Source organism: Neobacillus nitrireducens, assembly GCF_030915405.1.
Lineage (GTDB): Bacteria > Bacillota > Bacilli > Bacillales > Cytobacillaceae > Neobacillus.
This window is the reverse complement of sequence record NZ_CP133262.1, coordinates 4,197,255-4,210,325: the sequence shown is the minus strand read 5'-3', so window position 1 is coordinate 4,210,325 and position 13,071 is coordinate 4,197,255. Positions and strand designations below refer to the sequence as shown.

General features: G+C 38.6%; 14 protein-coding genes. 6 read left to right on the top strand and 8 right to left on the bottom strand.

All coding sequences use genetic code 11. The annotated features are described in order from the left end of the window. Window positions 1-69: 69 nt before the first annotated feature. Together RCG22_RS20375 and RCG22_RS20370 are read right to left on the bottom strand one after the other, a co-directional pair. Entirely contained in the window at window positions 70-1,431 is a 1,362-nt protein-coding gene (locus RCG22_RS20375) for an APC family permease (protein WP_308107214.1), read from the bottom strand. A 359-nt stretch (window positions 1,432-1,790) separates the two neighbouring features. Then, window positions 1,791-2,393, bottom strand: coding sequence for a cell wall hydrolase (locus RCG22_RS20370; RefSeq protein ID WP_308104466.1), 603 nt, complete (start codon window positions 2,391-2,393; stop codon window positions 1,791-1,793). A gap of 360 nt (window positions 2,394-2,753) precedes the next feature. Here RCG22_RS20370 and RCG22_RS20365 point away from each other — a divergent pair, with 360 nt between their 5' ends. Together RCG22_RS20365 and RCG22_RS20360 are read left to right on the top strand one after the other, a co-directional pair. After that, on the top strand, window positions 2,754-3,200 hold the full coding sequence (locus tag RCG22_RS20365; protein WP_308104465.1) for a Dps family protein: 447 nt from the start codon (window positions 2,754-2,756) through the stop codon (window positions 3,198-3,200). 141 nt (window positions 3,201-3,341) lie between these two features. After that, a complete protein-coding gene (locus RCG22_RS20360; RefSeq protein ID WP_308104464.1) occupies window positions 3,342-4,607 on the top strand; it encodes an FAD-dependent oxidoreductase in 1,266 nt (421 codons plus the stop codon). 36 nt (window positions 4,608-4,643) lie between these two features. Here RCG22_RS20360 and RCG22_RS20355 read toward each other — a convergent pair whose 3' ends face one another. The 3 genes from RCG22_RS20355 to RCG22_RS20345 all read right to left on the bottom strand — a co-directional run bounded on the left by RCG22_RS20355 (window position 4,644) and on the right by RCG22_RS20345 (window position 7,835). Beyond that, complete coding sequence (locus RCG22_RS20355; RefSeq protein WP_308104463.1) at window positions 4,644-5,627, bottom strand: 2-hydroxyacid dehydrogenase family protein; 984 nt, start codon at window positions 5,625-5,627, stop codon at window positions 4,644-4,646. Between the two features lie 180 nt (window positions 5,628-5,807). Then, window positions 5,808-7,484, bottom strand: coding sequence for an ABC1 kinase family protein (locus RCG22_RS20350; RefSeq protein ID WP_308104462.1), 1,677 nt, complete (start codon window positions 7,482-7,484; stop codon window positions 5,808-5,810). A 69-nt stretch (window positions 7,485-7,553) separates the two neighbouring features. Then, window positions 7,554-7,835 (bottom strand): AbrB/MazE/SpoVT family DNA-binding domain-containing protein, encoded by a 282-nt coding sequence (locus RCG22_RS20345; RefSeq protein ID WP_286137717.1) that lies wholly within the window; start codon window positions 7,833-7,835, stop codon window positions 7,554-7,556. 195 nt (window positions 7,836-8,030) lie between these two features. Between RCG22_RS20345 and RCG22_RS20340 the strand changes: the two genes are divergently transcribed. Continuing rightward, window positions 8,031-8,123, top strand: coding sequence for a YjcZ family sporulation protein (locus tag RCG22_RS20340; protein WP_098259925.1), 93 nt, complete (start codon window positions 8,031-8,033; stop codon window positions 8,121-8,123). Window positions 8,124-8,202: 79 nt separating this feature from the next. Here RCG22_RS20340 and RCG22_RS20335 read toward each other — a convergent pair whose 3' ends face one another. From RCG22_RS20335 to mgrA, 3 genes are all read right to left on the bottom strand, one after another. Beyond that, on the bottom strand, window positions 8,203-8,607 hold the full coding sequence (locus RCG22_RS20335) for a disulfide oxidoreductase (protein ID WP_308104461.1): 405 nt from the start codon (window positions 8,605-8,607) through the stop codon (window positions 8,203-8,205). Between the two features lies 1 nt (window position 8,608). Continuing rightward, window positions 8,609-9,313, bottom strand: coding sequence for a DsbA family protein (locus tag RCG22_RS20330; RefSeq protein WP_308104460.1), 705 nt, complete (start codon window positions 9,311-9,313; stop codon window positions 8,609-8,611). 90 nt (window positions 9,314-9,403) lie between these two features. Further along, the gene (mgrA, locus tag RCG22_RS20325; protein WP_308104458.1) at window positions 9,404-10,396 is read right to left on the bottom strand and encodes an L-glyceraldehyde 3-phosphate reductase; all 993 of its coding nucleotides are present in this window, start codon (window positions 10,394-10,396) and stop codon (window positions 9,404-9,406) included. 147 nt (window positions 10,397-10,543) lie between these two features. On the opposite strand from mgrA, the gene RCG22_RS20320 reads away from it, so the two are divergent. The 3 genes from RCG22_RS20320 (at window position 10,544) to RCG22_RS20310 (ending at window position 13,015) form a co-directional block, all read left to right on the top strand. Continuing rightward, entirely contained in the window at window positions 10,544-11,602 is a 1,059-nt protein-coding gene (locus RCG22_RS20320) for a lactonase family protein (protein WP_308104457.1), read from the top strand. 191 nt (window positions 11,603-11,793) lie between these two features. Further along, window positions 11,794-12,228: a VanZ family protein gene (locus RCG22_RS20315; protein ID WP_308104456.1), complete on the top strand. Its 435-nt coding sequence runs from the start codon at window positions 11,794-11,796 to the stop codon at window positions 12,226-12,228. 82 nt (window positions 12,229-12,310) lie between these two features. Then, window positions 12,311-13,015 (top strand): DUF421 domain-containing protein, encoded by a 705-nt coding sequence (locus tag RCG22_RS20310; protein WP_489685531.1) that lies wholly within the window; start codon window positions 12,311-12,313, stop codon window positions 13,013-13,015. Window positions 13,016-13,071 lie beyond the last annotated feature (56 nt).

Sequence of the window (13,071 nt, the reverse complement as noted above, 5' to 3'; positions counted from 1 at the left end):
ACTTTTAAAATTCCGTATATAAAAGCGTAAAAAGCCAGGCGCTTAGCCTGGCTTTAGTAACATTTTTTGCTAAAAGGAAGAAGTCTTTTCTGCGTCATCGATATTTAAATCAGCAATTTTGATTTTAAAGAATTTAGTTTGGAAAACCATATAAATTAGACCAATGACAATCCAAACAATTCCGCCCATGAGGGCATCAAATTGTAGGTTAGCCCACAAAATCCCCGTTAAACCCGCCCCTAGGATTGGCATGATTAGATAGGAGAAGATATCTTTAGCTGTTTTATATCTCTTTTGGCGGAAGACAAAATGGGCGATGACGGATAAATTAACGAATGTAAAAGCAATTAACGCACCAAAGTTAATAAAGGAAGAAATCAACTCAAGACTCGGGGCAATCGCAAGTAATGAAACGACTCCAACTAAGATAACATTAAAGATTGGTGTCCTATATTTTGGATGAACATACCCGAATGTCTTTCTAGGCAATACCCCATTTCGGCCCATAACGTACAAAAGCCTGGATACACTTGCATGGGATGCAAGCCCGGAAGCTACTGTTGCAGCAAAAGCACCTGATAGGAAAATGAGTTTAAAGATGGTTCCACCTACAAACAACCCAATTTCCGGTAAGGTATCATCTGTTACCTTAAAGTTCGATACATCTGGAAATAAAGCTTGCGCGAAGTAACTGCAAACGAAAAAGATTGCGCCGCCGATAAAGACTGTCAACATAATCGCTCTCGGCATCGTTTTTTGGTCAATTGCTTCTTCGGCATACATGGTTACTGCATCAAATCCGATAAAGGAGAAACAAACCACTGTTGCCCCTGTCAAAATGGCTCCAAGTTGAATATCTGAATGGAAAAGTGGCGTTGTTGTAAAAATTGTTCCTTGCCCCATTCCCTTGGAAAGCTGGACGATAGCAAGGACAATAAATGCAGCAATTAACACCACCTCAAAAATAACAAGCAGAGAATTTAAACTAGATGTCTTCCCCATACTCCAAGCATTAATCGCCGTGACAATTGCTACATAAGCGACAACCCAAATCCATGCCGGAACACTTGGAAATACTGATACCATATAAATCCGAATAATCAACGCATTTACCATTGGAAGCAATATATAATCAAGCAACGCTGCCCAGCCGACTATGAAGCCAAGATGCGGGCTCATCGTTTCCCGGGTATACGTATAGGCCGAACCGGCACTCGGAAATACCCGGACCATTTTCCCATAACTTATCGCCGTAAATACCATAACAACTAATGCTGCTAGATAGGCAAGTGGGACCACGCCATTTGTTTCCTCAGAGACAATCCCAAATGTATCAAATACAATGGTTGGTGTCATATAGCCCAATCCAAGCATTACAATCGCCCATAATCCAAGTGAGCGTTTAAGACTAGTATTCTCCAATTTTACCATCTCTCCTTTTATACTCATGTTATTGTAAGCCTTTACATTTTGCTTTAAGCATTGATAGTGTAATAAATTTTAATAAAGTAAATTAATAGTTCTCAGGAAAGCTCCTCCTTTCATTTTACTAAAAATATCTAACTATTTAAAATAATTGCAATTTTCATGCCAAGTATAATTTATCCAATCAGTTTGTCCGCCGAAACTCCTTTGAGCTAATTTGCAGCTTTTTACATTCCTTTTCTAATGCAATTTTGCATAACCTACTCCAATATGCATAACAAAAAAGCAGTGAATCCATTTTTGGAATTCACTGCTTTTTTGTTTATTTTATTGAGTACAAGAAATACTATAATGGTCTAAGATATTTATCTCGCGAAACGGTGGTTACCGATAGTTACCGTTACTGGACGTGAGTAGATCCACTTACTTACAGCTGTTTTTGGATTATAGAAAAATACCGATCCATTACCCTGGCCTTTAAAGGCAAGGGCTTCATTCACTGCCTTTTTGGAAGCCGCATCTGCTGCTCGGTTAATGGTACCATTTTGAACAGGCGTGAACGCATAATAACCATTAGATCTCTCATAAATAACACCCTTAACGGTATTTGGAAAATCAGGGCTGGATACTCTGTTAAGAATAACGGTAGCTACCGCTACTTTACCGGCGTATGGCTCTCCTACTGCTTCTGCTCGGACAAGTCGGGCCATCAAATCTTTTTCTGCTGCAGTAATAGAAGAGTTCGGGATGACTAGATTTGTTCCTGCATAAAGTAGACTGCTAGTTTTATTGTTTGCTTTTAATAGACTATTAACCGTTACACCATATTTACTTGCAATTTTCCAATAAGTATCACCAGATTGAACCTTATGTGTGGTCGTTGCTGCTTCAGTTGTACCATTTAACGTAAATGCTGACAAAGACAAAATTAGGCCGGTCGCCATCACTAGTTTTTTTAATTTATTCATTTTATACCCTCCAATATATGACTCGCTTCTCTACTATTAAGGCTAACAGTTGTAACATTCCAATTCATTACCCAATAAGTGGTAACAACCGAACTGCTCAGTTAGCGCCCTGCATGAAGGCTTTCCACTATCAATTGGAACAAATACCCAATATTTATTTACTGCCTAAAAATAACTCTTATGGTTAGTTTAGGAGCGATTATTACATTATGTATCAGGAATGTAACACTCAAATGAGGAATATTGACCGTCGATAACACAAAAACTTCACCAAATTGACAACAAATCCCTTTAATTTACACAGGATTTCCCGTCAAACTTCGGGAATAATAAAGGTAGGATAAAAAGGAGGTATTTTAAATGGAAAATCAGTTAGTCAACATACTTAACAAACAAATTGCAAATTGGTCTGTTTTGTATACAAAGTTACATAACTATCATTGGTATGTGAAAGGTGGACAATTTTTCACCCTGCATGTCAAATTTGAGGAATTTTACAATGAGGCAGGCCTGCACGTCGACGAATTAGCGGAACGCTTGCTGGCAATTGGAGGCAAGCCTGCTGCTACGATGAAAGAGTACTTAGAAATTTCATCGATTAAGGAAGCAACAGGAAATGAAACCGCTGATGAAATGGTTGAATCTGTTATCAATGATTTCTCGATTATTATTGGCGAACTAAAAGAAGGTATGAGCTATGCTGCTGATAAGAGTGATGAAACAACGGGTGACATGCTGCTTGCGATCCATTCCGGCCTTGAAAAGCATGTATGGATGCTAACTGCTTTCTTAGGCAGAACCATTTAACTTTCATATAAGAAGTAAACAGTCCAGCAAATTTGTTGGATTGTTTTGTTATTTATAATGATTATTAAAAAGTATTGACTTTTATTTAGAGAATCTACTATTATTAAATTAAAGAAACTTACAAATTGGAGGTTTTCTAAATTGCCAACACCTGAAATTATCGTTTATAGCAGCACAGGCTGCCCTTATTGTGAAAAAGTTAAGACGTTCTTAAAAGATCACGGCTTTACATATGAAGAGCGAAATGCTTCCATACATAAGGAATATTTTGATCAATTAAAGGAACGGAAAATTTATGGAACGCCCGCTACACTCATTGATGGAAAGCTTGTTCTCGGCTTTCAAGAGAAAAAATTTAACAAGTTGCTTGGACTATCAGAAGACCAAGCATCCGTGGTGAGCCATTCACAACCAGAAACAACCGAAGCAAATGCGGATTCTATTTTTCAATCGGTTAATGATAAAGTTCTTGAAGGAGTCTATGATTTTGTCACCATCGGTGGCGGCCCCGCAGGTGCATCTGCAGCGGTTTATGCTGCACGCGGGAAATTAAAAACGCTCGTCATCGATAAAGCTCCCAAAGCTGGGACGCTTGCAATTACTCATAAGATTGCGAACTACCCAGGTGTGCGCGAAGAAGTCACCGGGCTGGAACTGTTAACAAGAATGCAAGCACAGGCAAAGGATTTCGGTGCGGACTTCGTTCGTTCAACCGTATTGTCGGTTGATTTCACTGATGAGATCAAAAAAATCGAATTAGCTGAAGGAACAATCCAAGCGAAAAGTGTCTTCATTGGTGTTGGGGCAAAAGCGCCTTCTGGTAAAATTAAAGGGGAAGAAGAATTTACCGGGCGTGGTGTAAGCTATTGTTCAACCTGTGATGCTGCCTTCTATCAAGACCGAGTTGTCGCTGTTGTTGGGGATAATGATGAAGCAATCCACGAGGCTGAAACATTGGCCAAGTATTGTAAAACAGTGAAATTGTTAATTCCAACTGAATTAAAGGGTGACGTGGATCTTTCTCATTTAGAAAATAACCCAAAAGCAGAGATCTACAAACGTCACCGTGTCAGAGAAATTATTGGGACGGATAGTGTGGAGAAAATTGTTGTTCTTACTGATAAAAAAGAAGAACAAGTATGGGATGTCGATGGAATTTTCTTATATCTTGGCGGAATGATGCCGGGAACAGACTTCTTAAATGGGGCAGTTATGCGCGATGAAGAAGGCTATGTCATGGTAGATGAGTACCTCCGCACAAATGTCGACGGGGTGTTCGCAGGCGGTGACGCAAGAAGAACGCCGATTAAACAGGCGGTTATTTCTGCCGCTGACGGAGCGATTGCAGCCTTAAGTGCTGAGCAGCATGTCAATAAACGAACTAAATTAAGACCACAATATTCATAAAAAAAGACGGCTGCCGCCGTCTTTTTTTATGATCTTTTAAACGAGAATAGTTTCTTTAACCACACCATTAATAACATAAGAAGGTGCTTCACCGTTTAGTACTTTCACGATGTTTTCTGATGCCATTTCCGCCATCGCATCTCGTGCCTCAAAGGTTGCATTTCCGATATGTGGAGTGAGGACAACGTTTTTCAGCTTTTTCAAGCCCTCACCAATTTCAGGTTCGAATTCAAATACATCAATGCCTGCTCCTTCAATCTGTTTTTCTTCTAACGCCTTGATCAGAGCTGCTTCGTCAACAATTGGACCACGAGCACAATTAATCAAATAGGCTGTCGATTTCATCATTTCAAATTGACTTGTGCTGAACATGTGTTTCATTATTGGATTATAGGAACAATTAATTGTAATGAAATCTGATTCGGCCACTAATTCATCAAAAGATACATAGGTCGCATTTAGGGTATTTTCAACTTCAGGGCTTTTTCGACTTGGACTCGTATATAGAACCTTCATGTCAAAAGCTGCTGCTCTTTTTGCAACTGCTTGGCCAATTTGACCAAACCCGACAATACCGATTGTTTTTCCAGAGACTTCACGACCGCGGAAATAAAGAGGAGCCCACCCATTGAAGCCAACCGTACGACATACTTCATCTCCTTCTACGACTCTTCTAGCTGCTGCTAGTAAAAGAGAAAGCGTGAGATCAGCCGTTGCCGCTGTTGAAGCGATCGGTGTATTGGTAGTTGGAATTCCTTTTGCTGCCGCATAATCAAAATCAATATTATTAAACCCCGCTCCATAGTTTGCAATAATTTTCAAATGGGGAGCATGGTCAATTACTTCCTTCGTTACAGGGGTAGATAATAAACTTAGCAGGGCGTCCTTGTCCTTGATACGCTCTTTTAATTCTGCTTCAGTAATCAATTTCTCGCCTGCAAATACCTCTACCACATGATCCTTTGATAACAAATCTAATCCCTTTTGGGGAATCTCACCTGCTACTAAAATTTTTGCCATTCCATAACACCTCTTCAGAAATATATGATGGTCTTTCCCATGAATGCAAATATCTTTATTTAATTATACTATATTAATATAAAGAAACGATTAATTTTATTAAAAGTAGTTGTAAAAAAATAGCTGGTACTAAGAAGCATGATGCCTCTTAGTACCAGCTACTTATCGTCCACAAATCCGCTACTCGTTCGACCTTCTAAAATTCGGGTGTGGTCTTCTTCTCCTTTTTCCAGCTGACCCTCTCCCTGCCTGTGCAAGCGTAATCAACCCTCCGCCGCACATCATAAGGATTCCAGCTAATTGATTAGCTGCGAGAATTTGGCTGCCTGCAATCAATAATCCCGCTCCAAATATTGCCATGACAATTTTACTGGTTTGGTATGCCTGCTGTCCGATAAGCCTTTTTTCAAAAGACTTAGCAGGTTGAATTCTAATTTCCCCTGATTCTAGCTGATCAATCAAATTAAATACCTTTCGTGATGAAGGAATTATTTTTAAGAAGGTATTTTTAACTTGGTCCAGCACCGTCTCTTTCGCGGGGTTAAAGGCCTCACTGCTCATGATATCTTCCACATAGGGTTTTGTATTCTTAATGAGATCAAAGTCCTTATCTAACCCGTTGCAAATGCTAAAAACAGTCATAATGGCTTTTCCTAAAAAAGTAGTTCGAGACGGGATTTGAAAAGGCTGCTCATATAAAAACTCACGCAATTCTTCCAGAAATCCTTCGTTGTTCATCATGTCAACCTTAAAACCATCCTCTAAAAAACCAGTAAGAATGACTTTTACATTCTTTGTTAACAAAGACTTATCCGCCTTTTTTCTTAAAAAGCCTAGATCATGAAAGGCTTCAACAATTCCACTGGCATCCTTAAGATAAATCGACATGGCGAGCTTCACCATATTTTCCTTCATATCATTTGAAATATGGCCAACCATCCCAAAATCAATATAGCATAGGGTCCCATCTTTTTTTACCAATAGATTGCCTGGGTGTGGATCGGCGTGAAAGAACCCATCCTCCATCAATTGCTTTAAATAGGACAAATAAAGAATCGATGCCAATTTCTTCTTATTAATAGAGGCTCCCTCTAGTTTATCAATCTCATTGATTTTTACCCCTTCAATAAACTCCATAACGAGCACTTTACTTGTCGTTAGATCCCAATAAACCTTTGGTGTCGTAACACCTGGAAAGTCACGGAAGGAATCTTGAAAAGTTTCAATATTTTTCGCTTCTTTAATGTAGTCTAGTTCATCGGTGATTACTTCTTCGAACTCTTGATAAACTTCCTTTAAATCAACAAATTTGCCAACCTTTGTAAATCTTCTAGCAAAGGCAATCAGTATTTTCAAAGTGGCTAAATCGAGCGTAACCGTTGCCTCAATGCCAGGGCGCATCACTTTAACCGCGACATGCTCGCCAGTTATCAAAACCGCTTTATGCACCTGCCCTAATGAAGCAGCTGCAACAGGTGCTTGGGTAAAGGAATCAAACAGCTTGGAAACCTTACCCGACATCTCTTCTTCGATTCTTTTAATCGCAATCGCTGAATCTACTGGGGCTACCGAATCCTGCAGTTCTGATAAAATGTCGGTATATTCCTTTGGTAAAATATCAACCCGCGAGCTGACAAATTGACCTAGTTTGATAATGAGGCCGCCCATTTCGACAGCTATCCTAGCAAACTTTTTAGCTTGAGATGTATAAAGAGCCTTATATTTTTGAGTTACCTTATCTTTATGTAAAAATCTCTTTGTTTTTCCTAACCACCAAAACTGTATAAAAAAGCCGATAAACATAAAAAACGTTTGCCGAAACCTCTTGTTGAATAGTAAGCGTAACATCTCACGCATACTTGTCCTCCCCTTTCATTCACAACTTCCACGGGACAAGCCTGCGTGGTCATCTTCCAAACTTACAGTTTATTCTTTTTCCTCATCGTCTTCGATGTCTGTTTCTGTTTTTTCGAAAATTTCTTTAGCAATTTTCTCAAATCTCTTTGACTTGTTAAAAAAGAAATTAGCAAACTTGTTCATAATCTCTGATTTCACTAAAATCACGGTTCCCTTACGTGCATCACCAAAAACAACAAACTTCTCTCCAGACTTGATTCCTAATTCCTCTCTTGCTTCCGATGGAATAACCACTTGGCCTCTTTCGCCCATACTCGTTGTTCCAAAAATTTTCCCATGATTCATCATCATCACTCACCTCTCTTCTGTAGGATAAATCATACTTTTCGTACCAACAATACGTTTCACAGATTATACATATGTCGATATTATGACCGTAAGATGTACTAATCTGATTCCTTTTTTTTCATAGTCAACGTTTGTCCATTTCAATTGTAGCCTTCCTGCATACATTGTTATTAGTTTAGAGGTGGAGGTGATAGTTTAATGTCTGATCACGGTCGTAATAACAACAGCTTTGCGTTAATCGTTGTGTTGTTTATTTTATTAATCATTGTTGGTACATCCTTTATGTACTAATAGACTAGTAAAGCCTAAGGCTCTCAACGGGAAAGAGCGGGAAACCATTGGTTTCACCGCTCTTTCTTTTGAAATCTATCTACTTTTTGCTGCGTGCGACAATAATCAAGCTGACAGTAATAATCGTAAAAGCCATCAATGCTAATAACGGAATTGTTATAAAGCCAAGCCAATTAATATAATCCTTCGAGCAAGGCACTCCCGTTGTGCACATTTCAAACTGTTGTAAGTAAGGAATTTTTTGTAATAAGGTATGATAACCCGCAATGAATAAACCAATGATTGACAGCGGCAGTGCATATTTAGTTATGCCATTATCATTCCGGTAAACTGCAACCCCCAATATGATTGCCAGCGGGTACATGAATATCCTTTGATACCAGCAAAGGGTACATGGAATGAAATGCATGACCTCACTAAAATATAAGCTGCCAAGTGTAGCAACGATGGCTGCTATCCAGGCCACCAGTAAGGATTTATTCATGTTATTCACCCTTTGCCGCTTTCGCTACCATCTCTTTTAAGTCATCAATCGTTTGTCCCTCAAACTTTTTGCCATTAACGTAAATGGTAGGGGTTCCTGTCACACCTAGTGTTTCAGCGTAATCCATATCTTTTTGCCAAGCATTATCGGACTTCTTATCCTGGAAGTTCTTTAAGACCTTGTCTGCATCACTTTCGTTGGCAACTTCTTTTAAAGTAGTTACCAAGAAATCCTCTGTGAAAACGTCCATCTTTTCATATTTAGGATCTTCCGGTTGTTTTTTGTAAAGAAGGTCATGGAATTTCCAAAACGTCTCATTGCCGAGCTCTGAGAATACCGATTCCGCAAATTTAGCAGACCGGGTAGAATCCACGTTAATAAATGAATCATTCATAAAATAAAACTTTGCTTTACCTGTATCGACTAGTTCCTTCTGGATAATTGGAACAACATCCTTGGTAAAGTTTTTGCAATTCGGGCATTTGTAATCTCCGAATTCAATGATCGAAACAGGGGCTGATTCCTTACCTAAAAATGGCTGATTGCTATAATCAATTTTTGTGGAAGTTGTTTTATCCTGTTGTTTTGAATGGTTGCCCAAGAAAATAAAAGCTAAAATAAAAACCGCAACCAAGCCAATCATCCAAAAAATAAAGGCAGAGGATGATTTTGCTTCTTTTTTCTTATTTTTAATATTTTTTGCCATAGTAGTCTCCTTTTTATATATGAGCATTTTCGACCTAGATAGTATAAATATCACTTATCCCAAAGAATAATGCAAATAAAAGGTTCTACTCTAGCTTTTAAGAATATCCTCAATCCTTGCTAGTTCTTCTTCAGAAAAATCAAGGTTATTAAGAACATCCACATTTTCCTCAATTTGACTCACTCGGCTCGCACCAATCAAGACAGAAGTAACCTTTCCACAGCGTAAAACCCAGGCAAGAGCCATTTGTGAAAGACTTTGACCGCGTTCAGTTGCGATGTCATTTAATCTTTGGACACGTTCAACCACATCAGCGGTTACATGATCTACACTCAGGAAACCGGTCGGACTTGCTGCACGTGAATCGGCTGGAATTCCTGTTAGGTATTTATTCGTTAATAAGCCTTGCGCTAATGGACTAAAGGCAATGGAACCCACACCATTCTCTTCTAGGACATCCTGCAAGCCGTCCTCAATCCAGCGGTTAAACATGGAATACTTTGGCTGATGGATTAATAAAGGAGTCCCTAGTTGTTTTAAGATTTTTATCGCCTCAGCAGTTTGTTCCGCGCTGTAGTTAGAAATTCCAACGTATAACGCTTTACCCTGACGAACAATGGAATCTAATGCTGCCATGGTTTCCTCTATTGGTGTGTTTGGATCTGGGCGGTGAGAATAAAATATATCGACATAGTCAAGTCCCATCCGTTTTAGACTCTGATCTAGACTCGATACCAAATATTTTCTAGAACCCCAATCCCCGTAGGGTCCAGGCCACATCGTGTAGCCTGCTTTGGAAGAAATAATCATCTCATCACGGTAGGGAGCGAAGTCAGTTTTTAAAATTTTGCCAAACATCTCTTCTGCTGAACCTGGTGGCGGGCCATAATTATTAGCCAAATCAAAATGGGTAATCCCCAAATCAAATGCCCTTCTAAGCATAGCCCGTCCATTTTCATAGTTATCAACACCGCCAAAGTTATGCCAAAGACCTAGCGATACCGCGGGAAGCATCAATCCTGAACGGCCACTACGATTATACTTCATTGCTTCATAACGATTTCCTGATGCTTGGTAGACCATATTTGTTTCCTCTTTTCTATATGTATTGTTAAACTATTTATAGTTTAACTTAATAATATCAAAACAGAAGGTAAGCATTGCATTATTTGAGTAATGATTCGATATTTTGCTAAAATAAACAGAATAAACTTTTTGAGGAGCGGAAAAATGACTAACAATGAAAAATATATTGGTTATATTGGAACATACACCAAGGGGGGCAGCAAAGGAATTTATTCCTTCACGTTAGATACGAATGAGGCTAAAATTGCAGATATTAAAGTTGCTGCCCAGTTAGATAATCCTACATATTTAACAATCAGTAGGGACAATCGCTACTTATACTCGGTTGCAAAAAAGGGGGAAGAAGGTGGGGTCGTCGCTTTTTCGATCGAGGGGGATGGCTCACTTACAGAAATCAATAGTCAAATGCTTTCCGGCTCATCACCCTGCCATGTAAGTGTAGACAGCAAAAACCGCTATGCATTCAGTACAAATTACCATAAGGGATCCGTCGAATCATATGTAATTAACGAGGAGGATGGTTCTATTCAACCTCCGGCCTCTAGTATTAAACATGAAGGTTCAGGTCCAGATCCAAGACAGGAGAAACCTCATACCCATTATGCAGGAGTCACCCCTGATAAGAATTATCTGGCCGTTGTTGAATTAGGTATCGATGCACTGATTACTTATGCAATTAATGAAGATGGCACCCTTTCAAAAGCAAACCTGCTGCCTTTAAAGGCTGGTAGCGGACCAAGGCATTTGGTTTTTCATCCGAATGGTAAATTCGCTTATATTATGACTGAATTTAGTTCTGAGGTTATTGGGTTAACCTATTTTAAGGAAGATGGCTATTTTACAGAAAAACAGTATATTTCCACCCTTCCCGCCGATTTTTCAGAAAATAATCAAGGAAGTGCGATTCATATTTCATCTGATGGGCTCTTTGTCTACGCGGGTAATCGTGGTCATAACAGTATTGCCATTTTCCGTGTCGACCAAGAAACAGGTGAACTTAGCTTGGTTGAACGTATTTCTACTGAAGGAGATTGGCCGAGAGATTTTATGTTCGATCCAACTGAGAAATTTATTGTGGCTTCTAATCAAGAGTCGAGTAATCTTGTATTGTATTCACGGGATGAGGACTCGGGGAGACTAACCCTTATTCAGTCGGATATCGTTGTGCCATATCCGGTGTGTGTTAAATTCTTACAAGTGTAGACTTAAGCTGAGCTGATTGGACTAACCCAATCAGCTTCTTTTAATAATCTTTAGGGGGGTTGTTCCATTTCTATCATTCGACAACTTCAATTGACAAATTCCTTGTCATGAATTTACTATAATGGAAATAAAAAATGCCTGTTTAGTTAGGGGAAAGAATCTTGGATTACCAGCAACTACATAGTCGCAAAATGAATAAGAAAAAGAAAACCCAGAAGAGTCTAACTACGATAAAAATCCTACTTGTCATTTTGTGGGGATTATTTTTATTGTTAAATACCTGGACAGAAAGTATCGAACGACTTATATATTTACATTCATTCGGATTCAGATGGGTTTCAAATCCGGACTTTTTGTCGTTCTTTTATTTTCATGATTTTACCTTGATCCATCCTGAATTTATAAAAGTGAAGTTCGGACATTTTATCGGTTTTGCCATCATGGATATTCTACTTTTCAACCTGTTACGGAGTCACAAATATTCTATCATCATATCGATTATTTTTGCTTTTCTAACAGAATTCCTGCAACTTTTTTTCGGTAGAGATGGGCGGTTTTATGACCTTGCTATTGACTCATTCGGTATTATATCAGTTTATTTCTTAGTGAACTGGCTAAAATTTTAGGCATTGTTTTAAATCCATGCGTAAAATAGACAAGCCCGTGAGAATCTAAGGAGGATGTATACTGGCAAAGGATGTGTCTTTCTTGAATTTCTTTCACAGCCAAGAAACGCTTAGTTTAATCGAGTGGATTTTAAGAGCAATTATTGCCTTTTTCTTTTTACTAATTGTTGCAAAAGTCATGGGCCAACGCGCCATATCCCAATTAAGATTACTGGATTTTGTTATTGCGCTAGTCTTAGGAAATATCATAGCTCACCCATTATCTGATGAACAACTAGGGATGAAAGGCTCAATGATTACAACCGTAGTATTGGTGGTATTATATACGGGAAGTTTATTTATCAGTCTAAAATTTACTTTGATAGATAAATTCCTTGATCCAGTTCCATTTCCACTTATAAAAGATGGGGAAATCAATTATAATGGTCTAAAAAAGGCTAGAATAACGATTGATCATTTATTAGCAGAATTAAGAAAAGATAAAGTAGAGGATATAAAAAAAGTGGCATTAGCAATGTGGGAGTCTGACGGGAAAATCTCTATTTTTCTGAATCCAAAATTCGAGGCGTTGACACCCGCGACCTATCAAATGCAACTAGAGCCGTTTGATCTCCCAAAAACAATCATTAAAGAAGGCAAGATTGACTTTTCTGTATTGGAGGAAAAAAATGTGGAGGAAGAGTGGGTTATACACAATCTTAAGTCTATTCATCAGGTCGAGGTAAGTAATGTATTACTTGGTACCGTTGATAGTAATAACAATTTAAAAATTTTTTTGTATAAATAAAAGAACTATACAATTTCTTTTTCTATGGTTTTATGAATGAAAACACTCACAACATA